This window comes from Streptomyces sp. NPDC043812 (genome assembly GCF_056436245.1).
Genome location: NZ_JBWKCY010000019.1, coordinates 97,037 through 119,843 on the forward strand (window position 1 = coordinate 97,037; position 22,807 = coordinate 119,843).

The window sequence follows — 22,807 nt, forward strand, 5'->3', positions numbered from 1 at the left end:
GCCGGGGGCACCGCACGGAACGCGGTACCGGGTCCGGGCGGCGCGGGCCCGCTCGTCAGACCGCGGCAGGCTCACGCTCGTCCGCCTCGGCGACGACGCCGGCGACGCGGCGCAGCTTCTTCATCGGGCCGAGCTCGCTCTCGTAGACCTTCTTGACGCCGTCACCGAGGGACTCCTCGACGACGCGGATGTCACGGACGAGACGGGTCAGGCCCTGCGGCTCCACGGAGGCAGCCTGGTCGGAGCCCCACATGGCGCGGTCGAGGGTGATGTGGCGCTCGACGAACGCGGCGCCGAGGGCGACGGCGGCGAGGGTGGTCTGCAGACCGGTCTCGTGGCCGGAGTAGCCGATCGGCACGTTCGGGTACTCGGCCTGCAGGGTGTTGATGACGCGCAGGTTGAGCTCCTCGGCCTTCGCCGGGTACGTCGAGGTGGCGTGGCACAGCAGGATGTTGTCGCTGCCCAGGACCTCGACCGCGTGGCGGATCTGCTTCGGGGTGGACATGCCCGTCGACAGGATGATCGTGCGGTTCGTGGCGCGCAGGGCGCGCAGCAGCTCGTCGTCGGTGAGCGACGCGGAGGCGACCTTGTGGGCGGGGACGTCGAACTTCTCCAGGAACGCGACGGCCTCGGTGTCCCACGGGGAGGCGAACCAGTCGATGCCGCGCTTCTTGCAGTGCTCGTCGATCTGGCGGTACTCGTCCTCGCCGAACTCGACGCGGTGGCGGTAGTCGATGTACGTCATCCGGCCCCAGGGGGTGTCGCGCTCGATGTCCCACTGGTCGCGGGGGGTGCAGATCTCGGGGGTGCGCTTCTGGAACTTGACCGCGTCGCAGCCGGCGTCGGCGGCGGCGTCGATGAGCTTGAACGCGTTCTCCAGGTCGCCGTTGTGGTTGATGCCGATCTCACCAGTGATGTACACGGGGTGGCCGGGGCCGGCGGTCTTGCTGCCGAGGGTGCGCAGACGGGACGTGCTCATGGGGGGTATTTCCTTTACTTCTTGGGGGACAGGGGGGTGGTTTCAGGGGTGTTGAGGTGCGGGCCGAGAAGCCAGGCGGCGATCTCGCGGATCGCGCCCTCGCCACCGGGTTTGGCGGTGACAGCCCGCGCGGCGGCCCGTACGGAGTCGTGCGCGCTCGCGACGGCCACGGGCCAGCCGACGAGGTGGAAGCACGGGAGGTCGTTGACGTCGTTGCCGACGTAGAGCACGCGCTCGGGCGCGATCCCCTGCTCCTCGCACCACTGCTTGAGTGCGAGGTCCTTGCGGTCGATTCCGTGCAGGACGGGGATCCGGAGCTTTCGGGCGCGGGCGGCGACGACCGGGTTCTGCTCGGTGGACAGGATCAGCAGTTCCAGTCCGGCCTTGCGCAGATGGGCGACGCCGAGGCCGTCACCGCGGTGGACGGCGACGATCTCGCGGCCGTCCGCGTCGATGAGGACGCGGTCGTCGGTCTGGGTGCCGTCGAAGTCGAGCACGACCGCGTCGATGTCCTCGCGGGCGGGCAGCGCGGTCGCGTCGAGCAGCGGCGCGAGGGCCCGGGCGCGGGCCAGTTCGTGCGGGTCGTCGACCTCGAGGACACGGGCGGGGTCGGTGCGCACCAGGGCGGTGCGGCCGAAGAAGCGATGCCCGGACTCGCGGAATCCGGATGCCCGCATCGCGTACGCGGCACCGGTCTCCAGGAAGTCCTGCGGGCGGTCCTGGCGGCGGGGCCGGAAGGACGAGTCGTGGTTGACGCCGTATCCGGAACCTGCCGCGGTGGCGGTGGCGGTGAGGACCGCGGTGGAGCCGACGGCCTGCTCGGCCCGCTCGCCGGGGGCACCCGCGGTGTCGTTCTCCCGCCAGACGAAGCCGTGGAAGGGCGCGACCGTCACCGCGCTGTCCGCGCCGTCCTCGACGACGGCGCGGGCGACGCCCTCGATGTCCTCGCGGACGATGAACGGGCTGGTGCACTGGACGAGCAGCACCACGTCGACGGGTGAGCCGTACACCGCCTCGTGCGCGTCCATGGCGTGCAGGACGGCGGACTCGCTGGTCGCGGTGTCACCGGCGATCGCGGCGGGCCGCTGCACGACCTCGGCGCCGGCCCTGCGCGCGGCGGCCGCGATGTCGGCGTCGTCGGTGGAGACGGCGACATGGGTGATCAGCGGGGCGTCGAGGCAGGCCCTGACGGCGCGCGCGACGAGCGGCACACCGGCAACGGGTGCCAGGTTCTTGGCCGGGACGCCCTTGGATCCGCCCCGGGCGGGGATCACGGCGAGTACGGTCATCGGGGCTCCTGAAGGGGGCGGTTGCAGGGGGGTCGGGGCGGTCACAGCTCGCCCATCCGGCGGATGACGGGGGCGACGCGCTGGACGCCGTGGCGGTAGGCGCCGCGGGCGGCCTCGCGGACCGCGTCGCGCACCACTCGCCGTACGCCCGTGACCTCGGTCCTGGGGGCCACGCCGGTCAGCGGCGTGCCGTCGGGGGCGAGATGGTGGCGGGCGAGGATGTTCGGCAGATAGCCGGGCGCGGTGCTCGGTGTGTAGTACGGCTCGACGGGCCCGAGTCCGGGGGCGAGCAGCAGTTCGGCGACCCGCGCGCGGGCGTTGTCGAAGGCGTTGTCGTACGACCCGTCCGCGGCGACGCCCTGACGGGCCAGCCAGTCGGGGTTGGGGGTCGGGCGGTGGCCGCCGTCGAGCCGGTCCCAGGAGGTCAGGAGGCCCGAGCCGAGGAAGTGGTGGTTGCCGAGCACCTCGCGGACGCCGAGGTCGCTGAGGACGGCGGTGGGGATGCCGCGGTGCAGCGATTCGAGCGCGGCGGTCGAGGACACGGTGACCAGGAGGTCCGTCCGGTCCAGGACGTCGCCCATGTTCCCGTACACGAGGCGGAAGTTGGGCGGCAGGCCGCCGGGCAGCTTCTCCGCCAGCTTCTGGTACGGCACCTCTTCGAGGTGCGTGGTGTGCTCGCCGGGCCGCGAGCGCAGCTTGAGCAGCACCTCGCGCCGGGGGTGCAGCCGGGCGTGCTCCACGAGGCGGCGCAGCAGATAGGCACGGTCGGCGCGGCTGTCGGGCACGGAGGGCTGGACGGCGAAGACGACGGTGTCGCGGCCCTCCTCCGCCTCGTACGACGCGCCGCCGAGGAAGGGCAGTGCGGCTTCCGTGACGGCCGACGCGTCGGCGCCGACCCCCTCGTACACGGCGCGGAAACGGTCCGCGTCGTGGCGGGAGTTGGCGAGGACGACGTCTGCTCCGTGGCGCAGCAGCAGACCGTCGGCGAGCTTCTCGTAGACGACGCCGACGTAGCCGGTGACGACGACGGGCCGGCGCTCCATGCCGAGCGCGGCAAGGCCGTGCAGCATGGCCTGCACTCCGCCTCCGACCAGCGCGAGTACAACGATGTCGTACGAACCGTCCTTGACCTCCCGCAGGAAGTCGTTCCCCGTCACCTCGCGCAGCGCGTCGGCGCGCACACCCACCTCGGCGAGCTGGCGGGCCGTCGGAGTGGCCCGGCCGCGCAGCAGGAATCCGCTCAGCTCGACGGAGGTGCTCGGGGCGATGCGGCGCGCGGTGAGCGCACCCCATTTCCACCGGGTGTCGGAGTCGGCCAGTACGGCTACCCGTACGGCCTCACTGGTACGTGTTGGCACGTCGAGGACGCTAGGAAGGCATTTCGTTTCACGGCCCAACTCAGCCGCAACAACGGGTTAACAGAGCGCCTACGAACGGGGCTCCGGGCTGGAAAGCGGACTGGTTAATAAGCCCGACGCCCAGCGTTCACCTGCCATCCCTCTTCGTGTCAGTGCGAATGCCGTGGTGGCCCCTAGCCTCATGCGGGTGGTTAAGCTCTCCGTCATCGTGCCGTTCTACAACGTGCAGACATACGCCCCCGACACACTCAGAAGCCTGCAGGCGAACGCCCGCGAAGACTTCGAGTTCCTCCTTGTCGACGACTGCTCGACGGACGGGACGCCGGAGATCCTGGAGCGGGCGGAGCGGGAGATCCCGGGCGCGGTCCTGCTCAGACACGAGCAGAACGGGGGGCTGGCCACCGCCCGCAACACCGGTCTGGACGCGGCGCGGGGCGAGTACCTCGCCTTCCTCGACGGCGACGACTGGCTGGCCCCCGGCCATTTCGCGGGTCTGCTGACCGCCATGGAGGATCTGGGCTGCGACTTCGTCCGCACCGATCACGTGCAGTGCACCGGGCGTGGGCGCTCGGTGCACCGGGTCCCGGTCGGCCGGCGCGGTGAGGTGCTGCGGCCGCGCGAGTGGATCCTGCCCTCCACCCGCTCGACCGCCGTCGACTACCCGTACGCGTGGGCCGGGATGTACCACCGCCGGCTCGTCGACCGGGGGCTGCTGCACTTCACGCACGGTCTGCGCACCGCCGAGGACCGGCCGTGGATCTGGCGGCTGCACCGGGACGCGGAAACCTTCGCCGTGATCAGTCAGCTGGGAATCTTCTACCGTCGCGGAGTCGCTTCGTCGCTCACACAGATCGGTGATATCCGCCAGCTCGATTTCATCCGCGCATTCGACCAGGTGCTCGACGAGACGGCAAAGGACGAGGAATCCGCCCTCCTGATGCCGAAAGCCGTCCGTACCTACTGCGCACTCATTTCCCACCACTTGGGATCGATCGAAAGGTACGAGCCCGCCGTGGCACGCAAACTGCGCTCGATGTGCGCTGCCGCGCTGAAACGTATGCCGCAGGACGTACTGAACGAAGCACTCGACTCGATGGACTCCGAGCGCGCCTCCCGGCTGCGCAGGGTTCGCCGGCGACCCGCCCCGCTGTCCGTGGAGGCCGTGGCCTGATGCCCACCACCCAGATCTTCTTCGCCTCCTCCCTCTACGGGGCCGCGACGTTGGCCGCCGCGATCGACAGCGGCTGCTTCGCTGCCGCCGACCGGAGGCTGCTGCTGGTCTCCAACAATGCGGCCACTCCGGAGACCACGCCCCCGCTGGACGAGATGCCCGGCTTCGAGCGGCTGCGCGGCCGCTTCGACGGCGTACTCTCCTGGAACGAGACCATCTCCCCCTTCCATCCGGGAGGTTGGTCGCCCCGCTCGGACGACGTCCCCCTGTGGGAGAGGTATCTGCGGCAGCTGTGGGCGCTCGGTGACGACTGCATCGAGCTGGCCGTCGAGTCGATCCAGGTGGCCCCGGCCCTGGCGATCGCCCAGCTCTTCCCGGACGCGGCACTGGATGTGTACGCGGACGGGCTGATGAGCTACGGCCCCACCCGCAACAAGATCGACCCGCTGGTCGGCGAACGGGTGCGGCGCCTGTTCCATCTGGACCTGGTGCCCGGTCTGAAACCGCTGCTGCTTGCGGAGTTCGAGGCCGCACCGCAGCTGGTGCCGACGGAAGCTTTCCTCAAGGTCGTCGCGGAACTGTCCGACCCGGCGCAGGAACCGGACGGTTCCGGGGCAGGTGCCTCTGCGGACGGACCCGCGCTGCTGCTCGGCCAGTATCTCGCCGCGCTCGGCATCATCACGGCGGAGGAGGAGGAGAGCCAGCACCTGCGCATGCTGCGGGGCGCGGCAGAACTCGGCCACCGCCGGATCGTGTTCAAGCCGCACCCGACGGCCCCGGCCGCGTGGATGCACACCCTGGAACGTGAGGCCCGGGAGTTGGGCGTCGAACTGACCGTCGTGGAACGGCCGGTGCTCGCGGAGGTGCTGTACCGGCAGCTGCGTCCGGCGCTGGTGGCGGGCTGCTTCTCCACGGCGCTGTTCACCGCGGCCACGTTCTACGGCATTCCCGTGGCCCGTCTGGGCACGGAGCCGCTGCTGGACCGGCTGACGCCGTACCAGAACAGCAACCGGGTGCCGCTGACCATCGTCGACGCGCTCGTGCCCGACCTGGCGACGGGCGCGACGGGCGCGCCGGCACAGGCGGACGAACGGCTCGACGGCCTGCTGAGCGCGGTGGGCTTCGCGATGCAGCCGCAGATCCGCCCGGACCTGCGTCCGGAGGCGGAACGCTTCCTCCGCACGTCGCTGGACGCAAGCACGCTGCGGTACTTCAAGCGCCGCCGTCTGACGGTGCTGGGTCTGCCGGGCGGCATCCCGGTCCCGCGGAATGCGACGGTGCGGCGAGTGGTGCGGCGGGCGCGACGCTTGAAGCGGGTACTGCGGTAGCGGGTGCTGCGGTAGCGCGTGGGCGCGCGGTAGCGGGGGCGGGGGCTGCACCGCGGGGGCGCCTGCGGCGGGCTGTGCCCGCCCCCTCTTCCCGGAGCCGGGGCAGGCCCCGGACCCCGTAACGTGCTTCCCGCGGTGTCCTCAATCGCGGGACGGGCCGGACTTCACCGGCCCCAGCACCGCACCCACACCCACCACCACCGCCGACAGGCCCGCCTCGAAACCCTGCTCCTGGTTCGCGAAGAGCTCTTCGCCCGCCGCCGCAGCCGTGGGGTACTCCGACAGGCGCTCCGCTCGCGCCGTCAGGTCGTACGCCTCCGCGCCCGCCTCGTCCGGGCGGCTCGTCGTCTGTTCCTCGATCACGTAACCGATCGTGTAGCTGTACGCCGTCAGCCACGCCCGTGCAGCCGCACCCGGTGTGAAGCCCGCGTCCACGAGCATGCGCAGATGCGCCTCCATCGGCGCCCCGTAGCTCGTGTCCGTGAAGTGCGTGCCGCTGTAGACCTTCGCGCCGTCGCGGTACCGCAGCAGGTATGACCGCAGGCCGCGCATCGCCGCCGTGAGGCCCTCGCGCCAGTCCGCGGGCGGCGCGGACGACGCCGCTTCCGCCGTCATCCGCCGCAGCATCTCCGTCGCCATCTCGTCGAGCAGCGCCTGCTTGTCCTTGAAGTGCCAGTAGAGGGCGGGCGCCTTGACGTCCAGCTCCTTCGCGATGGCGCGCAGAGTCAGGCCCTCCAGGCCCACCTCGTTCAGCAGGCGCAGCGCCGTGTCGGCGACCTTGGCGCGGTCGATCTTCGTCGTTCCCACCTTGACAGCTTAACGGCGTTAAGCACATGCTCGGGACCATGGAACTTAACAGCGTTAAGGAAACCTCGGTGCTCGTCGTCGGTGCCGGTCCCACGGGCCTGACCCTCGCCTGCGATCTGACCCGCCGCGGCGTGGACGTCTTCGTCGCCGAGAAGGCGGACGGGCTCTTTCCCGGCTCGCGCGGCAAGGGCATCCAGCCCCGCACGATGGAGGTCTTCGACGACCTCGGCGTCGTGGACGCGGCACTGGCCGCGGGCGGCAGCGCACCCGTCGGCATGGTCTGGCAGGACGGGCGACGGGTCGCAGAACACGACATCCTCGGCCGCGGCGACTCCGGCCCCTTCGACGCCGAGCCGTACCGCGAGCCCTGGCTGCTGCCGCAGTGGCGCACGCAGGAGATCCTGCTGGCCCGGCTGCGCGCGCTCGGCGGCGACGTGGCCTTCGGCCATGCGGTGACGGGCATGGCACAGGACGCGGCCGGCGTCACGGCGACCCTCTCGACGGGGATCACCGTGCGCGCCGAGTACGCCGTGGCCGCCGACGGCGGCCGCAGCACGGTCCGCCGCGCGCTCGGCATCGCGATGGACGGGGAGAGCGTGGACCCGGCGCCGATGCTCGTCGCGGACATCCGCGTACCGGATCTCGACCGCGACAACTGGCACATGTTCGGCGCGGACGCGGGTTTCCTCGCGATCTGCCCGCTGCCCGGCACCGACGACTTCCAGTTGGTCGCACAGTTCCTGGACGGCGAGCCGGACATCTCACCGGACGGCGTGCGCGCCGTCGTCGCCGCCCGTACCCATCTGCGGCCGGACCAGGTCACCGAGGTGCGCTGGTCCTCCGACTTCCGGCCGCGCGCCGCGCTCGCCGAGCGGTTCCGCGTCGGGCGGATCTTCCTCGCCGGGGACACGGCCCATGTCCACTCCCCCGCAGGCGGCCAGGGCCTCAACACGAGTGTGCAGGACGCGTACAACCTCGGCTGGAAGCTCGGCCAGGTGCTGCGCGAGGGCGCCCCGGAGGGGCTGCTCGACAGCTACGAGGAGGAGCGCCGTCCCGTCGCCGCCGACATGCTCGGCCTGTCGACCCGGATCCACCGCGGCACCGCCCGTCGCGGCAGCGAGACACGTCAGCTCGGACTCGGCTACCGCGGCGGCCCGCTAGCCGACGGCTCGGCGGGCGCTCTGGAGGCGGGCGACCGGGCACCCGACGGGCGTCTGTCCGACGGGCGGCGCATCTTCGACCTCCTGCGCGGCCCGCATTTCACCCTGCTCGCCGTGGGCACGGACGCGCCGCTACCCTCCCTGCCGGAGGGCGTCCACGTCCACCGCATCGCGGCCCGCGAGCCGTACGGCAAGGGCCTGTTCCTGATCCGGCCGGACGGTTACGTCGGCTGGGCGGGCGACACGGCGACGGGCCTCCCCGCCCACCTGGAACGCGTCATGCGCTGCTGAGAGAAAGCTTCACGGCGAAGCCGAGGAACAGCGCACCGGCCGCCGACGTCGCCGTCGCCGACAGCCGCCTGCGGCGGCGGAAGGCGGTCGCGAGACGGGAACCCCCGAAGATCAGCGTGGTCAGGTACAGGAAGCTGCCGAGCTGGAGCAGGGTGCCCAGGACCACGAAGGACAACGCCGGGTAGGCGTAGGACGGGTCGACGAACTGCACGAAGAAGGAGATCAGGAAGAGGATCGCCTTCGGGTTGACGAGGCTGATGATCAGCGCGCGGCGGTACGGGCGCTCGGCCGCCCCGGTCGCCGCCGGTACGTCGTCGGCCGCGGCTGTCTCGCCGCGGGTGCGCCACATGCTCCATGCCGCCCGCAGCATGCCGATCGCCATCCACGTCAGATAGCCCGCGCCCGCGTACTTCACGACCGTGAAGAGCAGCGGCGTGGTCTGGAGCAGCGAGGCCGCGCCGAGCGCGGCGAGTGTCATCAGGATCGTGTCCCCGGTGAAGACTCCGGCCGCCGCCTTGTAACCGGTCCGGGTGCCCTTGCGGGCGGCGACGGACAGCACATAGAGGGAGTTCGGTCCCGGCAGAAGAATGATGAGGACGAGACCCACGAGGTAGGTCGGCAGATCGGTTACACCCAGCATGAAGCGGAGTGTCGCACACGGGTACGACACTCCGCTTTCCGGTTTCACAGGGCGGAATGGCCACCTCCGCTCATCCCGCAGCCCCGCCTCAGAACACGTCGCTGGGCGTGTACGTGCCCCACACCTCGCGCAGCGCGTTGCACACCTCGCCGACCGTGGCCCGCGCCTTGAGCGCGTCCTTCATCGGGTAGAGCACGTTGTCCGTGCCCTCGGCGGCCTTCTTCAGCGCGGCCAGCGCCTCGTCGACAGCTCCCTGGTCGCGCTCGGCGCGCAGCCGGGCGAGCCGTTCGGCCTGCTGCGCCTCGATGGCCGGGTCGACACGCAGCGGCTCGTACGGCTCCTCGGCGTCGAGGGTGAAGCGGTTGACGCCCACGACGACGCGCTCGCCCGAGTCGGTCTCCTGGGCGACGCGGTAGGCGGAGCGTTCGATCTCGCTCTTCTGGAAGCCGCGCTCGATCGCGCTGACCGCACCGCCCTGGTCCTCGACCCGCTCCATCAGGGAGACCGCCGCGGCCTCGACGTCGTCCGTCAGCTTCTCGACGACGTACGAACCGGCGAACGGGTCCACGGTGGCGGTCACATCGGTCTCGTACGCGAGGACCTGCTGCGTCCGCAGCGCGAGGCGCGCGCTCTTGTCCGTGGGGAGCGCGATGGCCTCGTCGAACGAGTTGGTGTGCAGCGACTGCGTACCGCCCATGACCGCCGCGAGGCCCTGCACCGCGACGCGGACCAGGTTCACCTCGGGCTGCTGCGCGGTCAGCTGCACACCCGCCGTCTGCGTGTGGAAGCGCAGCATCAGCGACTTCGGGTTCCTCGCGCCGAACTCGTCCTTCATCACCCGCGCCCAGATGCGGCGGGCGGCACGGAACTTGGCGACCTCTTCGAGGATCGTCGTGCGTGCGACGAAGAAGAACGACAGACGGGGAGCGAAGTCGTCGACGTCCATGCCGGCGGCGACCGCGGTGCGCACGTACTCGATGCCGTCGGCGAGCGTGAACGCGATCTCCTGCGCGGGCGATGCCCCGGCCTCCGCCATGTGGTAGCCGGAGATCGAGATGGTGTTCCACTTCGGGATCTCGGCCCTGCAGTACTTGAAGATGTCGGCGATCAGCCGCAGCGAGGGCTTGGGCGGGAAGATGTACGTGCCCCGGGCGATGTACTCCTTCAGCACGTCGTTCTGGATCGTGCCGGTCAGCTTGTCCGCAGGGACGCCCTGCTCCTCGCCGACGAGTTGGTAGAGCAGCAGGAGCAGCGCGGCGGGTGCGTTGATGGTCATCGACGTGGAGACCTTGTCGAGCGGGATCCCGCCGAACAGCACGCGCATGTCGTCGATCGAGTCGATGGCGACGCCGACCTTGCCGACCTCGCCGTGCGCGATCGGGGCGTCGGAGTCGTGACCCATCTGGGTGGGCAGGTCGAAGGCGACGGACAGGCCCATGGTGCCGTTGGCGATCAGCTGCTTGTAGCGCGCGTTGGACTCGACGGCGGTGCCGAAGCCCGCGTACTGGCGCATCGTCCAGGGCCGGCCGGTGTACATCGACGGGTAGACGCCACGTGTGAACGGGTACGCGCCGGGCTCACCCAGCTTCTCGGCCGGGTCCCAGCCCGCCAGGTCCGCCGGACCGTAGACCGGCTCGATGGGCAGTCCCGACTCGGACTCGCGCGCCATATCTCTGTGCCTCCCACTTGAAGCTACTGGCTGGTAACGAACCCCCGCGACGGACTGTAGCGGCGCCCGTGCGACGGGTGGAGTGCCGCACGCTGGGACCTTGCTCACAGCCCGCCCATGGCTGACCCGAACGGGGGCAGCAGCACCGCCAGAACGACGCCGAACCGGTCAGGGTCCCGCGGCACGCCGTCCGCGTCGTAGCGTCGCCGTCCCCCAACTGTTACCTCCATGATGCGTGGGAATGGGCAACCGGGCCGCAGGGGAAGCTGTCTCATCAGGCACAAGGACAAAGGGGGGCGATCATGCTCAGGAAAAACGTTGCGGTCAGAACACTGGCCGCCGCGGCCGCGCTCGTAGTGGCCGCTGTCACCGCCGGCTGCACGGCGCAGGCCGCGACGGACGCGCCGGCGGTGGACAACAAGCCGAAGGCGTCGGCACCGACGACGGCGGAGCCGTCGCCTTCCGCGTCGACGTCCCCGTCCGAGTCGGCCGAGCCGACCCGGTCGCCGTCGCCCACCGCGACCACCCCCGCGCCGAAGATCCTCATGGCCCCCGGCGCGCAGGGCGAACAGGTACGCGAACTGCAGGCGCGGCTGGCCCAGATCGGCTGGTTCGACGACAAGCCGACCGGCTCGTACGGTCCTGTCACCACCACGGCCGTCAAGGGTTTCCAGGGCAAGCGCGAACTGCCCGCCACCGGCAGCACGGACACCGTCACCTGGCAGAAGCTGCTCGGCATGACGACCAAGCCGACGCGCGCCGAACTGGACGGCAAGGACGTCGAGAAGCCGAAGGCGAAGCTGGACCCGCGCTGCATGACGGGCCGCGTGATGTGCATCAGCAAGACCACGCGCACGCTGTCCTGGATGGTCGACGGCAAGGTCGTGTCGACGATGGACGTCCGCTTCGGCTCGCAGTACACGCCCACCCGCGAGGGCTCGTTCAACGTCGGCTGGAAGTCACGGGACCACGTCTCGACGATCTACCACACGCCCATGCCGTACGCGATGTTCTTCAGCGGCGGCCAGGCGGTCCACTACTCGTCCGACTTCGCGGCCCGCGGCTACAACGGCGCCTCGCACGGCTGCGTGAACGTCCGGGACAAGGGGAAGATCGCGGCGCTCTTCGACCAGGTGCGCGCGGGCGACAAGGTCGTCATCTACTGGTGAGCGCCGGCTGAGCGGCAGTGACAACTCGAGAGAGAAGAGAGGGCGCGGGCGGGACCGGGGGAACGTGTCCCGCCCGCGCCATATGCGCTGAGCCGTAGGTACGGGGGGAACCCCGGCTCTTCGCGCGGCCGATGACCAGTCGGCTCACTTCTTACTGCGCCGTAAGCCCGAAAAACGTCACACCTTGAACGACACGCGGTAAATCCGCAGGTCAGAGGGGCTCAGCCGGCGCTGAGCGAGGCAGACGCCGGGGGCGCGGACACGGATGTCCGGGGCTCGAGCGTCCAGGAGACGGGCGGAGTGTCGGAGCCTGACCCGCCGGAGTCGTCGGAGCCGCCGGAACCGCTCTCGCCGTCGGAGCCCTGGTCGCCGTCACCGGAGCCGTCGTTGTCCCTGTCGCCGTCGCCATTGCTGCCGCCGCCGGAGCCGCCGCTCAGCAGCCGGTCGCAGAACCGCTGCACCCGCTCCGCGCCGTTCGCCATCTCCTCGAGCCGCTTCTTGCGCTCGGGGGCGATGTGTCCGCTGCGGTAGTCCTTGCAAGCCTCGATGGCCCTGCGGCGCAGTTCGGCCCTCTTGTCCCGCTCGCCGTCGCGGGGCGTGGCCTGTCCGCCCTCGTTGTCGCCCGGACCGCCGGGGGTGGCCGTGCCGTCGTGGCCGCGGGGCGTACCGGACGGCGTGCCGCTCGGCGCGGGCGCCGACGGGGACGTGGTGACGGCGCCGGGCGAAGTGGTGACGCCGCCGTCGTCGCTCGGCGAATCGGATACGAGGGGGCCGGGTGTCGCGGCCGCCGAGACGGAGGCCGCCGGGAGCGGTGTCTCGTCTCCGCCGAAGGGCGCGGGCAGCACGCCGGTACCGGCCGCGACGGCGACCCCGCCGAGCGCGAAACCTGCCACCGCGGCGGCGATCCCGAAGCGCACGGGGCGGCCGAAGCGGAGCGTGCGCACCGGCACGGCCGGCCGGGAGACCCGTACGGTGCCGAGGGAGTCGCCCGCCGGTGCCGCAGCATCGGCCCTGGACTTGCGGAACGCGGCCATCGCGGCCGCCTCGCCGGGCAGTTCGCCGTCGTGGTAGCGGTATCCGGGGTCGCTCGCGGCGTCCAGGGCGTGGAGGAGCCGTGCGGCCTGGGCGCGGGCGTGTTCGTCGGCGGCCTCGACGGGCTCGCCACGCAGCAGGCGTTCTGCCGCAGCCCCGTCAAGCCACTCGTACCGCTCGTCGGCCATCACATGTCCTTCTGCGTCCGCGAGCGCAAATGCGTCACACCGGCGGGCGCCGAGGCACCGGGTCTGCGGCCACGCTGCACGGGTAGGCCGTTGAGATCCGGAGCAGCACCTTCCCCTTCCGTCCGGTCGGAAAACCCATCGATGACCTGCGGATTCTCCGGGAAGGCGGCGCCGTCCGCACCGAGCAGTTCGGCGAGCCGTTTCAGTCCGCGATGGGCGGCGGTGCGTACGGCCCCAGGACGTTTGCCGAGTGCCTGCGCGGCGCTCTTGGCGTCGAGCCCCACGACGACCCGCAACACGACGGCCTCGGCCTGGTCCTGCGGCAGCTGCGCGATCAGCGCCATGGTGCTGTTGGTGGTGATGGACTCCATCGCCTCGTCCGCGGTGTCGGACTCGGCGGGCTTGCCCGTCAGCTCGGTCTCGTCGCCACCGACGGCGGGTCTGCGCCCACGCATGCGTATGTGGTCGAGCGCGCGGTTGCGGGCGATCCGGGCCGCCCAGCCGCGAAAGCGGTCGGCGTCCCCGGTGAAGCGGTCCAAGTCCCGTGCGATCTGCAGCCAGGCCTCGGAGGCCACATCCTCGGCTTCCGACTCACCGACGAGCGTGCGCACATAGCCGATCAGCCGCGGATGCACGGCGCGGTACACAGTCCGGAAGGCGCCTTCGTCCCCGTCCTGAGCCGCGAGCACCGCGGCGGTCAGCTCCGCGTCGTCCCCCAGCACTACCTCAACCTGTCTGAATTGCAGCTGGTCACCACTGCCGCGCCACCCTGCGCGAACCAGCACGCTACGTCGTCGTCCGGGTGCACGTCCATGCCTAGTAGAACCCGCAACAACCTAACAATGCAGCGCGGTGTGACAGAAACAGCACGCACGGCGCTGAGATTAGTACGGGGTTCCACTGCGACCCCGTCGCGAACGACGACCGGGGCCTCTCCTGTGGGGGGTGGCGGCCCCGGTCGTCCTTCAATCGGGGCCCGTGGAGCGGTCGCAGCAGCCGGATCCCGCCCGAAATCGGCCCGTCATTCCGTAATGGATTCGATACCGGCCGAGGCATGCCTTGCGTCCGGCGGAGGGCACACCTGTGCGCGCCCTGTGGAGGGGACGCACCCCGGGCGTGAAGCCGTCGCCCCCGACTTTTCATTCCCCACCCCGACCTTTCGTTCCCCTGCGCGCGCAGGGGAACGGCCTCCGGCCGGACACGTGCGGGCTCGAACGCGGAGCGCCGCCGGACGGCCGGAGTTAGCGTGATCGCATGGAGCAGCGCATCACTCTGGTCACCCTGGGGGTCCTCGACCTGGCGCGGGCCAAGGCCTTCTACGAAGCCCTGGGCTGGCGCGGGCAGGAGGTCGAGGAGACCGTCTTCTTCCAGGCGGGTGGCCTGGGCCTGGTCCTGTGGGGGCGCGACAAGCTCGCCCGGGACTGCGGACTGCAGGACGGACCCGCGACCGGCTTCGGCGGGATCGCTCTGGCGCACAACGTCCGCTCCCGGGCCGAGGTCGACGATCTGCTCGCGACCGCGGAGAGGGCCGGAGCGACCATCACCAAACCGGCGGCCACCAACGCCTTGGGCTTCTACTCCAGCGCTTTCACCGACCCGGACGGCCACGCCTGGGAGATCGCGCACAACCCCGGCTTCCCGCTCGCGGACGACGGCTCGGTCGCCATCCCGGACTTCGGCAGCCTCTGAGGCGGGCGGCGCGGCTCGGCCGCTGCGACAACCGCTGAGGCGCGCGGCGCGGCGCCACGGTACGTCCGGCTCAAGGAGTCGCCGAGCGGGCAGGGGCACCCGGCCCGGCTCGCGGGCCCGGGCTTGCTGTCCGAGCCCGCCGGTACGGTCGCCGCATGACACACGAGTTCGACATGGTCCGGTCGCTGGCTGCGGCCGTCGAGGACCGGCACGCGGCATGGGAATTCGTCCGCGGCTTCGCGCAGCACTGGACGGGCGCCGCCCTCGGCGACGGTGACGGATCGTCCGAGGCCGAACTCGCGGCGGCCGAGGCACGGCTGGGACTGCGGCTGCCGGCGGCCCTGCGCGAGGCGTACGCACTGCTCGGCAGGCGCGGGGACCTGACCTCGAACCACGACACGCTGCGCACCCCTGCCGAGCTGTGCATCGACGAGGCCGGCGAGGCGCTGGTCTTCCGCGACGAGAACCAGGGAGCGGCCCGCTGGGGCATCCTGCTCACGGACCTGGCACACGACGACCCGCCGGTCCTGATGCGCCCCGACATGGCCGATAAGAGCTCCGAGAAGTGGGAGGGCTGGCTGGACCGGACGTCGCTCGCGTTCCTGGAGATCGTGCTGTCCGAGGCGACGCACGCGCCGGAGGAACTGGTCGACGGCCTGGACGCGCCGGAGGACGAGTTCGTCGAAGAGCTGGAACAGGGCGGGACGAGGCTGCCGTTCCCGCCGTATCCGGTCACGGACCCGTGCGTCCGCTGGTTCCGGCGCGGCGACGTGCTGCTCCGTGTCGAGGCGGACGTCTGGCTCCAGGCCAGGGGCCGCACCCAGGAGGCCCTCGACGCCTTCCGGGAGACGTTCGGCGGCGACTGGCTGGGTTGAGGTCCGACACGAACTCCGCGGCCTTCGTGGCCGCGGGCCCGGAACCGCACGGTGGGGCCGGCTCGCCGTCGGGACTACCTGCCTGCGGTGATCGCGTACGCGCCGAGCGCGGCCGGCGCTGTCGTGAGGAGGACGACGGCAAGCCGGGCCGTCCAATTGTCTTCCTCGATCGCCATCCGGATCGTCCGCCAGAACTGCCGTCCCACAGTGCCTCCATCGCATCGTGCGCTCTGTCCGCTCGATGACCAGTCGGCTCATGCGTCACTGCGTCACGGCCCCGGAAAAAGTCACACAGGTGCCGGCGGCGTGCCGACCCCGGCCTCAGCCGGTGACGCGGGCGCGGCGCGAGACCGCGGCGCGCAGGACGCGGCGGCCCTCGGTCGACACCTCGAGCGCGTGGCGCAGGCCGTTGCCGCCCGGAGGCTCGGCGAGGATCTCCAGTATCTGCGCCTGGCGCCGCAACTCCCCCGCGACCAGCGGACCGGCGCCCTCCTGGTCGCCCCGGCGGCAGCGCTCGAGGGTCTCCGCCTCGCAGTCGCCCATGTCGAAACGGCGGTGCACCTCGAGCGCCGAGACGGAGCAGCCGTCGGCCCACTCGCGCAGGGACGTGGCGTCCCAGTCCGAGGGCGCGGCGCCGAGCATCGCGCGTACCAGCGCGGCGTCCTCGTCGTCGGGCGACTTGTCCTCCATGGCCTGCCTCGCGGCCGCGAGCTGCCCGGACCACTCCTCCTCGCCGCCTGCGAGGCCCGCCCAGAGCGGGCGCAGGGTGTCGTCGTCCGCGGTGAGCAGGGACAGGCAGCGGTCGAGACAGGCGAGCCCGCTCGCGGCGAGGCCACGCTCATCGGCCTGGGCGATGAGTTCCGTCAGGCTCTTGGAGGTCATACGGACGCCTTCCGTCGCGGACGAGGTACTTGCCTTGTACCTGTCTGTTCTGCGTCCGGTGGCTCGATTACGTCACTCCGTGGCCAGAACGTTACCGTCGGCTCCGAGAGGCGCGAGGGATCGGGCGGCGGCCGGCAGACCGGCGCCACGCAGCCGCTGATCAGCCCAGCTTCTGCCCCAGCACCTCGAACTGCTGCCAGCTCAGCTGCGGCTTCCTCGGGTCCCAGAGCTTCTGGGCCGTCGCCTGCAGCGGGCGCTCGATGCCCGCCGCCACCTGCTCCTGGGTCTGGGAGTCCGCGAGGTCGCACCACACCGCGAACCGGCCGCCGAGGATCTGCGCCGAATACCTCTGCGGCACCGCCTCACTGCCGCGCAGCACCAGCGGTGTCCACTCCTCGTAGATACGGCGGCCCGTCGGGTACGTGAACTGATTGGGTTCGCCGAGCACGTAGTAGAGGTACTCGTCGTTGAGGTTCACCACCCTGCGACCCTCCGCCAGATACTCGACCGGCGGGCGGGCCCCGATCTCCTTGCCCGTCCAGTACTCGACCTCGATGTCCATGTCGGCGTTGACCACGCCGCCGGCGAAGAAGCCGTCGTTCCATGCCTTGGGCGTCTTCTTCGCGTCGCGCACGACCGCCGCCCGGTCGTTCAGCCAGCCCTCCGCCAGGTCCTGGATCCCCGCGTCGGCCCCGTACTTCTGGCGAGCTGCCTGGGCGAGCTGCGGGTAGGAGGCGGACGGGTTGCGCACTGTCAGCGCCTGGTACTCGTCGGCGCCGACGTGGAACCACTTCCCGCCGAAGAGCTGTGTGTACTCGCGCAGCAGGTCGTCGACGATCTGCGCGGATTCGGGCTTGGAGATGTCGATGGCGCCCTGCCGCGGCACTCCCTGGACGTCGCGCAGCTGGAGGTCGGGGTGTGCGCGCATCACGGCGCCCAGGTGGCCCGGGGAGTCGATCTCGCCGAAGACCGTGATGTGCAGCCGGTCGGCGAGCGCCAGGATGCCGCGGACCTCGTCCTTGGTGAGATGGGGCTGGGAGACGATCTCGGGATGCGAGTCCGACTGGATACGGAACGCCTGGTCGTCGGAGAAGTGCAGGCCCAGTTGGTTCAGTTTCAGGTCGGCCATCTCCCGCAGCTGGTCCTCGATCCAGTCGGCGGTGAAGTTCTTGCGGGCGATGTCGAGGTTGAGTCCGCGCTGGGGGCGGTCGGGCCGGTCGCGTACGACACCCTCCGGCATCGACCCGCCGGAGCGGACGGCCTGCTTCAGGGTGCGCGTGCCGTAGAAGACCCCGGCCTCGTCCGGGCCGGTTATCCGCACCCGGCCGTCGCGTGCGGTCAGGGTGTAGGACTCGGCGGCGCCGTCGCCCGACAGGGCGAGCTCCACGTCGCCGGCGCGGGCGGCGTTCGTCCCCCGGTAGCCGAGTTTCAGTTCCTCCGCGATCATCCGGCCGTCGTCGGTGAGCTCCTCGCTGCCCTTGGCGACCACGACGGCTCCGCCGGCGGTATGGCTCCAGCCGGGGCCGCGGGCGGCCTGGTGATCGCGTACCGACGGGATGGTGGCGGGTGCCTTCGACAGGGGGTAGCTGCGCGTGGGTGACGGGGTGGGCGAGGCCGCCGACGTGGTGGGTGCCGCCTGGTCTGGGGCGGCAGCGCTGTCCGGGCCGCTCGGCCCGTCGTCGGAGCAGCCGGTCAGGGTGAGGGAGAAGACAGCGGCCGCGGCGGCCATCGCCCCGGTGACCTGTGTCTTTCGGGAGCGCCACATCATTCGCAACCTCTCAAAGGTGGTCAAAGCCTGTCGAAGTTCCCCTTAAGGGTCCATCCTCCGCGTCCATCGCATGAGTCCAAACTCTCCCGTCCGGGTGAAATTCGCGCATCCGTCGGACAGCTCCGGACACGCATCGATAACGTTGTGGCACTCCCTTCCCCCTCTTCCCAGCCGTCCCGCTGGCCTTCCGAGGAGAGTCCCCCGCTGTCCAGCGATTCCCACGCCGGCGCCCCGGAGCGACCGCCGACACTCCACCACACCCAGGGCGCGCCCGCCCCTGCGGCCATACCGGCCCAGCGCCGCACGCCGCCCGGCCTTGCCCGCTTCAACGACGCGCCCACCGAGACCGCCGAGACGATCCTGCTGAACTGCTGCGGCAGCCATCGCTGGGCGCGGCGGATCGTCGACCACCGCCCCTTCCACGACCTCGAGTCCCTGCTCGCGGCCTGCGACGAGGCCGGATACGACCTCAGCCCCGCCGATGTGCACGAGGCCCTTGCGCGTGAGTCGTCCGCCGGCCTCCACCCCGGCGCCCCTCAAGCGGCGCACACCGCACTCGGCGCCGCACACGCCGCATACGAGAGCCGATTCGGACACGCATTCGTGATCTGCCTCGACAGGTACGGACCTGACGAGCATCTCGATCAACTGCTCGCCGGTATTCGCGGCCGCCTCTCCCACGAACCTGACGAAGAGCGGGCGATTTCGGCCGACGAACTCCGCGCCCTCGCCCGCTCCCGCGTGGCACATGTAGTGGCCAACCATCCGGAATCCGGCGCCACAGGGGTCATTCGATAGCCCGTCCGTGGCTGTTTGATTGCCTGTTTGATCACACCAGTGCACCCCGGGCGAACGAACCGACAAGTCGTCGCTACGATGGCCAGGGCCGGTGGACCGTACCCGGCCGGGCCAGACCGACAACCCCAAGCCGGCAGGCCCCAATCCCCGCTCCCGGAGGGTTCTTCCGTGCCGGCTGGAACGCTGTACCGCGGCCGGGAAGGAATGTGGTCCTGGGTGGCTCATCGAGTCACCGGCGTCCTCATCTTCTTCTTCCTGTTCGTACACGTGCTGGACACCGCGCTCGTCCGCGTCTCGCCCGAGACGTATGACGCGGTCGTCGCCACCTACAAGACGCCGATCGTCGCGCTTCTCGAATACGGCCTCGTCGCCGCGATTCTCTTCCACGCGCTCAACGGCCTGCGCGTCATCGCAGTGGACTTCTGGTCCAAGGGCCCGCGCTACCAGAAGCAAATGCTCTGGACCGTGATGGGCATCTGGATCGTGCTGATGGCAGGAGCGCTGTACCCGGTGCTCGGCCACGCCGCTCGTGAACTGTTCGGGAGCTGAGGCCAGACATGTCCACTGAGGCAACTTCCGCGATCGGCGAGGTCGAGGGCGCACGCGTCTACGACACCGACAACCCGGCCCCGTACATCGAGGCCCCGCGCAAGCGCACCAAGAAGACCCCGAAGTCGACCCGCGGCAATTTCGAGATGGCCGCATGGCTCTTCATGCGCCTTTCGGGCGTGGTCCTCGTCGTGCTGGTCATCGGCCACCTGCTGATCCAGCTGGTGCTCGACGGCGGCGTCTCCAAGATCGGCTTCGCCTTCGTGGCGGGCCGCTGGGCGTCCCCGTTCTGGCAGACCTGGGATCTGCTGATGCTGTGGCTTGCCATGCTGCACGGCGCCAACGGCCTCCGCACGGTCATCAACGACTACGCGGAACGCCCGAACACGCGCCTGTGGCTCAAGGGCCTGCTGTACACCGCCACGGTGTTCACCATCCTTCTGGGCACGCTGGTGATCTTCACCTTCGACCCGAACATCCGCTAGGCACGGGGCTGAGGTAATCCACTCATGAAGATCCACAAGTACGACACCGTCATCGTCGGCGCCGGCGGCGCCGGCATGCGCGCCGCCATCGAGGCGACGAAGCGCAGCCGCACCGCCGTGCTCACGAAGCTCTACCCCACCCGGTCCCACACGGGCGCCGCGCAGGGCGGCATGGCCGCCGCGCTGGCCAACGTGGAGGAGGACAACTGGGAGTGGCACACCTTCGACACGGTCAAGGGCGGTGACTACCTGGTCGACCAGGACGCCGCCGAGATCCTGGCGAAGGAGGCCATCGACGCCGTCCTCGACCTGGAGAAGATGGGTCTGCCGTTCAACCGGACCCCGAACGGCACCATCGACCAGCGCCGCTTCGGCGGTCACTCCCGCAACCACGGCGAGGCCCCGGTCCGCCGGTCCTGCTACGCCGCGGACCGCACCGGCCACATGATCCTCCAGACGCTGTACCAGAACTGCGTCAAGGAGGGCGTGGAGTTCTTCAACGAGTTCTACGTCCTGGACCAGCTCATCGTCGAGGAGGACGGCGTCAAGAAGTCCGCCGGTGTGGTCGCCTACGAGCTGGCCACCGGCGAGATCCACGTCTTCCAGGCCAAGGCGGTCATCTACGCCTCGGGCGGCACGGGCAAGTTCTTCAAGGTGACGTCCAACGCGCACACCCTGACCGGTGACGGCCAGGCCGCCTGCTACCGCCGCGGTCTGCCGCTGGAGGACATGGAGTTCTTCCAGTTCCACCCGACGGGCATCTGGCGCATGGGCATCCTGCTGACGGAGGGCGCCCGTGGTGAGGGCGGCATCCTCCGCAACAAGGACGGCGAGCGCTTCATGGAGAAGTACGCGCCGGTCATGAAGGACCTCGCGTCCCGTGACGTCGTCTCGCGCTCCATCTACACGGAGATCCGCGAGGGCCGCGGCTGCGGTCCCGCCGGCGACCACGTCTTCCTGGACCTCACGCACCTGCCGCCGGAGCAGCTGGACGCCAAGCTCCCGGACATCACCGAGTTCGCGCGCACGTACCTCGGTATCGAGCCCTACACGGACCCGATCCCGATCCAGCCGACCGCGCACTACGCCATGGGCGGCATCCCGACCAACGTCGAGGGTGAGGTCCTGCGCGACAACACCACCGTCGTCCCCGGTCTGTACGCCGCCGGTGAGGTCGCCTGCGTGTCGGTGCACGGCGCCAACCGCCTCGGCACCAACTCGCTGCTGGACATCAACGTCTTCGGCAAGCGGTCGGGCATCGCCGCCGCCGAGTACTCCGCGAAGAACGACTACGTCGAGCTTCCCGAGAACCCGGCCTCCCTCGTCGAGGAGCAGGTCGAGCGGCTGCGCAACTCCACGGGCAAGGAGCGGGTCGCCACGCTGCGCCTGGAGCTGCAGGAGACGATGGACGCCAACGTGATGGTGTTCCGCACCGAGCAGACGATCAAGACCGCGGTCGAGAAGATCGCCGAGCTGCGCGAGCGGTACCGGAACGTGTCCGTCCAGGACAAGGGCAAGCGGTTCAACACGGATCTGCTGGAGGCCATCGAGCTGGGCAACCTGCTCGACCTGGCCGAGGTCATGGCCGTCTCCGCGCTGGCGCGCAAGGAGTCCCGCGGCGGTCACTACCGCGAGGACTTCCCGAACCGCGACGACGTCAACTTCATGCGCCACACCATGGCGTACCGCGAGGTCGGCGACGACGGCACCGAGTCGATCCGTCTCGACTACAAGCCGGTCGTCCAGACCCGCTACCAGCCGATGGAGCGTAAGTACTGATGGCTACCCCCGTAATGGACAAGGTCGAGAAGGAGGCCGCGGCCTCCCACCTGATCACGGTCACCTTCCGGATCCGCCGCTTCAACCCCGAGGTGTCGGACGCGGCGGTCTGGGAGGACTTCCAGATCGACATCGACCCGAAGGAGCGTGTGCTCGACGGTCTCCACAAGATCAAGTGGGACGTCGACGGCACCCTCACGTTCCGCCGGTCGTGCGCGCACGGCATCTGCGGCTCCGACGCGATGCGGATCAACGGCAAGAACAGGCTCGCCTGCAAGACGCTGATCAAGGACATCAACCCGGAGAAGCCCATCACGGTCGAGGCCATAAAGGGCCTCACGGTCCTCAAGGACCTGGTCGTGGACATGGAGCCGTTCTTCCAGGCGTACCGCGACGTGATGCCGTTCCTCGTCACCAAGGGCAACGAGCCGACGCGTGAGCGTCTGCAGTCCGCCGAGGACCGCGAGCGTTTCGACGACACCACCAAGTGCATCCTGTGCGCCGCGTGCACGTCGTCGTGCCCGGTGTTCTGGAACGACGGCCAGTACTTCGGCCCGGCGGCGATCGTCAATGCGCACCGCTTCATCTTCGACTCGCGTGACGAGGCCGGGGAGCAGCGGCTGGAGATCCTCAACGACAAGGACGGCGTGTGGCGTTGCCGCACCACGTTCAACTGCACGGACGCCTGCCCGCGCGGCATCGAGGTCACCAAGGCGATCCAGGAAGTGAAGCGTGCGCTGATCACGCGCCGCTTCTGACACGCAGCACAGCTCCGCGCCGAGCCGGTCCGTCCGGCGAGGCACGGTGAGGGCCCCGCGTCCGGTCACGGATGCGGGGCCCTTTCCCGTACGGGGTTCACCCCCGCGCGGGATACCTGGCAGGATCGTGGAACGTCTGGCAT

Annotated in this window: 22 protein-coding genes; 11 read left to right on the forward strand and 11 right to left on the reverse strand. The window is 70.3% G+C overall.

Features of this window, described 5'->3' with window-relative positions; translation table 11 throughout:
- Window positions 1-55: 55 nt before the first annotated feature.
- The 3 genes from AC067Z_RS26490 to AC067Z_RS26500 are packed head-to-tail and all read right to left on the reverse strand — an operon-like array spanning window position 56 to window position 3,626.
- Window positions 56-979 carry an N-acetylneuraminate synthase family protein gene (locus AC067Z_RS26490; RefSeq protein WP_478792104.1) on the reverse strand — a complete coding sequence of 308 codons (924 nt, stop codon included), beginning with the start codon at window positions 977-979 and terminating at the stop codon, window positions 56-58.
- 14 nt (window positions 980-993) lie between these two features.
- Window positions 994-2,268, reverse strand: coding sequence for a cytidylyltransferase domain-containing protein (locus AC067Z_RS26495; RefSeq protein WP_478792105.1), 1,275 nt, complete (start codon window positions 2,266-2,268; stop codon window positions 994-996).
- Window positions 2,269-2,309: 41 nt separating this feature from the next.
- The gene (locus AC067Z_RS26500) at window positions 2,310-3,626 is read right to left on the reverse strand and encodes a DUF6716 putative glycosyltransferase (RefSeq protein WP_478792106.1); all 1,317 of its coding nucleotides are present in this window, start codon (window positions 3,624-3,626) and stop codon (window positions 2,310-2,312) included.
- Window positions 3,627-3,813: 187 nt separating this feature from the next.
- Between AC067Z_RS26500 and AC067Z_RS26505 the strand changes: the two genes are divergently transcribed.
- Together AC067Z_RS26505 and AC067Z_RS26510 are read left to right on the forward strand one after the other, a co-directional pair.
- Window positions 3,814-4,797, forward strand: coding sequence for a glycosyltransferase family 2 protein (locus AC067Z_RS26505; RefSeq protein WP_478792107.1), 984 nt, complete (start codon window positions 3,814-3,816; stop codon window positions 4,795-4,797).
- Complete coding sequence (locus tag AC067Z_RS26510; protein WP_478792108.1) at window positions 4,797-6,125, forward strand: polysialyltransferase family glycosyltransferase; 1,329 nt, start codon at window positions 4,797-4,799, stop codon at window positions 6,123-6,125. Before AC067Z_RS26505 ends, AC067Z_RS26510 begins: the two co-directional genes overlap by 1 nt.
- Window positions 6,126-6,266: 141 nt before the next feature.
- Here the strand turns inward: AC067Z_RS26510 and AC067Z_RS26515 are convergent, their stop codons facing one another.
- The gene (locus AC067Z_RS26515; protein WP_478792109.1) at window positions 6,267-6,932 is read right to left on the reverse strand and encodes a TetR/AcrR family transcriptional regulator C-terminal domain-containing protein; all 666 of its coding nucleotides are present in this window, start codon (window positions 6,930-6,932) and stop codon (window positions 6,267-6,269) included.
- Between the two features lie 38 nt (window positions 6,933-6,970).
- On the opposite strand from AC067Z_RS26515, the gene AC067Z_RS26520 reads away from it, so the two are divergent.
- A complete protein-coding gene (locus AC067Z_RS26520; protein WP_478792110.1) occupies window positions 6,971-8,383 on the forward strand; it encodes an FAD-dependent monooxygenase in 1,413 nt (470 codons plus the stop codon).
- Here the strand turns inward: AC067Z_RS26520 and leuE are convergent.
- Window positions 8,370-9,023, reverse strand: coding sequence for a leucine efflux protein LeuE (gene leuE, locus AC067Z_RS26525; RefSeq protein WP_478792111.1), 654 nt, complete (start codon window positions 9,021-9,023; stop codon window positions 8,370-8,372). The genes AC067Z_RS26520 and leuE overlap by 14 nt on opposite strands.
- An 88-nt stretch (window positions 9,024-9,111) precedes the next feature.
- Window positions 9,112-10,692, reverse strand: coding sequence for an acyl-CoA mutase large subunit family protein (locus AC067Z_RS26530; protein ID WP_478792112.1), 1,581 nt, complete (start codon window positions 10,690-10,692; stop codon window positions 9,112-9,114).
- Window positions 10,693-10,994: 302 nt separating this feature from the next.
- Between AC067Z_RS26530 and AC067Z_RS26535 the strand changes: the two genes are divergently transcribed.
- Window positions 10,995-11,861: a L,D-transpeptidase family protein gene (locus AC067Z_RS26535; RefSeq protein WP_478792113.1), complete on the forward strand. Its 867-nt coding sequence runs from the start codon at window positions 10,995-10,997 to the stop codon at window positions 11,859-11,861.
- 221 nt (window positions 11,862-12,082) lie between these two features.
- Here AC067Z_RS26535 and AC067Z_RS26540 read toward each other — a convergent pair whose 3' ends face one another.
- Both AC067Z_RS26540 and AC067Z_RS26545 read right to left on the reverse strand, forming a co-directional pair.
- Window positions 12,083-13,081 (reverse strand): hypothetical protein, encoded by a 999-nt coding sequence (locus AC067Z_RS26540; RefSeq protein ID WP_478792114.1) that lies wholly within the window; start codon window positions 13,079-13,081, stop codon window positions 12,083-12,085.
- Entirely contained in the window at window positions 13,081-13,803 is a 723-nt protein-coding gene (locus AC067Z_RS26545; RefSeq protein WP_478792115.1) for an RNA polymerase sigma factor, read from the reverse strand. Before AC067Z_RS26545 ends, AC067Z_RS26540 begins: the two co-directional genes overlap by 1 nt.
- Window positions 13,804-14,335: 532 nt before the next feature.
- Between AC067Z_RS26545 and AC067Z_RS26550 the strand changes: the two genes are divergently transcribed.
- Both AC067Z_RS26550 and AC067Z_RS26555 read left to right on the forward strand, forming a co-directional pair.
- Complete coding sequence (locus AC067Z_RS26550; protein ID WP_478792116.1) at window positions 14,336-14,770, forward strand: VOC family protein; 435 nt, start codon at window positions 14,336-14,338, stop codon at window positions 14,768-14,770.
- A 155-nt stretch (window positions 14,771-14,925) separates the two neighbouring features.
- The gene (locus AC067Z_RS26555) at window positions 14,926-15,645 is read left to right on the forward strand and encodes an SMI1/KNR4 family protein (RefSeq protein WP_478792117.1); all 720 of its coding nucleotides are present in this window, start codon (window positions 14,926-14,928) and stop codon (window positions 15,643-15,645) included.
- Between the two features lie 74 nt (window positions 15,646-15,719).
- On the opposite strand, the gene AC067Z_RS26560 is transcribed toward AC067Z_RS26555, so the two are convergent.
- The 3 genes from AC067Z_RS26560 to AC067Z_RS26570 all read right to left on the reverse strand — a co-directional run bounded on the left by AC067Z_RS26560 (window position 15,720) and on the right by AC067Z_RS26570 (window position 18,292).
- Window positions 15,720-15,851, reverse strand: a complete 132-nt coding sequence (locus AC067Z_RS26560) for a hypothetical protein (RefSeq protein WP_478792118.1) — start codon at window positions 15,849-15,851, stop codon at window positions 15,720-15,722.
- Between the two features lie 115 nt (window positions 15,852-15,966).
- On the reverse strand, window positions 15,967-16,527 hold the full coding sequence (locus AC067Z_RS26565; RefSeq protein ID WP_478792119.1) for a hypothetical protein: 561 nt from the start codon (window positions 16,525-16,527) through the stop codon (window positions 15,967-15,969).
- 160 nt (window positions 16,528-16,687) lie between these two features.
- On the reverse strand, window positions 16,688-18,292 hold the full coding sequence (locus AC067Z_RS26570) for a beta-N-acetylhexosaminidase (protein WP_478792120.1): 1,605 nt from the start codon (window positions 18,290-18,292) through the stop codon (window positions 16,688-16,690).
- Between the two features lie 147 nt (window positions 18,293-18,439).
- Between AC067Z_RS26570 and AC067Z_RS26575 the strand changes: the two genes are divergently transcribed.
- The 5 genes from AC067Z_RS26575 to AC067Z_RS26595 all read left to right on the forward strand — a co-directional run bounded on the left by AC067Z_RS26575 (window position 18,440) and on the right by AC067Z_RS26595 (window position 22,664).
- Complete coding sequence (locus AC067Z_RS26575) at window positions 18,440-19,093, forward strand: 2-oxo-4-hydroxy-4-carboxy-5-ureidoimidazoline decarboxylase (RefSeq protein WP_478792121.1); 654 nt, start codon at window positions 18,440-18,442, stop codon at window positions 19,091-19,093.
- A gap of 168 nt (window positions 19,094-19,261) precedes the next feature.
- The gene (sdhC, locus tag AC067Z_RS26580) at window positions 19,262-19,642 is read left to right on the forward strand and encodes a succinate dehydrogenase, cytochrome b556 subunit (RefSeq protein WP_478792122.1); all 381 of its coding nucleotides are present in this window, start codon (window positions 19,262-19,264) and stop codon (window positions 19,640-19,642) included.
- An 8-nt stretch (window positions 19,643-19,650) separates the two neighbouring features.
- Entirely contained in the window at window positions 19,651-20,127 is a 477-nt protein-coding gene (locus tag AC067Z_RS26585) for a succinate dehydrogenase hydrophobic membrane anchor subunit (RefSeq protein WP_478792123.1), read from the forward strand.
- Window positions 20,128-20,151: 24 nt separating this feature from the next.
- Entirely contained in the window at window positions 20,152-21,906 is a 1,755-nt protein-coding gene (sdhA, locus tag AC067Z_RS26590; protein WP_478792124.1) for a succinate dehydrogenase flavoprotein subunit, read from the forward strand.
- The gene (locus tag AC067Z_RS26595) at window positions 21,906-22,664 is read left to right on the forward strand and encodes a succinate dehydrogenase iron-sulfur subunit (protein WP_478792125.1); all 759 of its coding nucleotides are present in this window, start codon (window positions 21,906-21,908) and stop codon (window positions 22,662-22,664) included. The genes sdhA and AC067Z_RS26595 overlap by 1 nt, the downstream gene beginning before the upstream one ends.
- Window positions 22,665-22,807: the final 143 nt, after the last annotated feature.

Bases quoted from the DNA above. Each gene is read 5' to 3' on its own strand.
- leuE (WP_478792111.1), bottom strand. From the start codon at position 9,023: ATGCTGGGTGTAACCGATCTGCCGACCTACCTCGTGGGTCTCGTCCTC.
- AC067Z_RS26570 (WP_478792120.1), bottom strand. From the start codon at position 18,292: ATGTGGCGCTCCCGAAAGACACAGGTCACCGGGGCGATGGCCGCCGCG.
- AC067Z_RS26595 (WP_478792125.1), top strand. From the start codon at position 21,906: ATGGCTACCCCCGTAATGGACAAGGTCGAGAAGGAGGCCGCGGCCTCC.
- AC067Z_RS26555 (WP_478792117.1), top strand. From the start codon at position 14,926: ATGACACACGAGTTCGACATGGTCCGGTCGCTGGCTGCGGCCGTCGAG.
- AC067Z_RS26495 (WP_478792105.1), bottom strand. From the start codon at position 2,268: ATGACCGTACTCGCCGTGATCCCCGCCCGGGGCGGATCCAAGGGCGTC.
- AC067Z_RS26535 (WP_478792113.1), top strand. From the start codon at position 10,995: ATGCTCAGGAAAAACGTTGCGGTCAGAACACTGGCCGCCGCGGCCGCG.
- AC067Z_RS26490 (WP_478792104.1), bottom strand. From the start codon at position 979: ATGAGCACGTCCCGTCTGCGCACCCTCGGCAGCAAGACCGCCGGCCCC.
- AC067Z_RS26510 (WP_478792108.1), top strand. From the start codon at position 4,797: ATGCCCACCACCCAGATCTTCTTCGCCTCCTCCCTCTACGGGGCCGCG.
- sdhA (WP_478792124.1), top strand. From the start codon at position 20,152: ATGAAGATCCACAAGTACGACACCGTCATCGTCGGCGCCGGCGGCGCC.
- AC067Z_RS26530 (WP_478792112.1), bottom strand. From the start codon at position 10,692: ATGGCGCGCGAGTCCGAGTCGGGACTGCCCATCGAGCCGGTCTACGGT.
- AC067Z_RS26550 (WP_478792116.1), top strand. From the start codon at position 14,336: ATGGAGCAGCGCATCACTCTGGTCACCCTGGGGGTCCTCGACCTGGCG.
- AC067Z_RS26540 (WP_478792114.1), bottom strand. From the start codon at position 13,081: ATGGCCGACGAGCGGTACGAGTGGCTTGACGGGGCTGCGGCAGAACGC.
- AC067Z_RS26585 (WP_478792123.1), top strand. From the start codon at position 19,651: ATGTCCACTGAGGCAACTTCCGCGATCGGCGAGGTCGAGGGCGCACGC.
- AC067Z_RS26565 (WP_478792119.1), bottom strand. From the start codon at position 16,527: ATGACCTCCAAGAGCCTGACGGAACTCATCGCCCAGGCCGATGAGCGT.
- AC067Z_RS26520 (WP_478792110.1), top strand. From the start codon at position 6,971: ATGGAACTTAACAGCGTTAAGGAAACCTCGGTGCTCGTCGTCGGTGCC.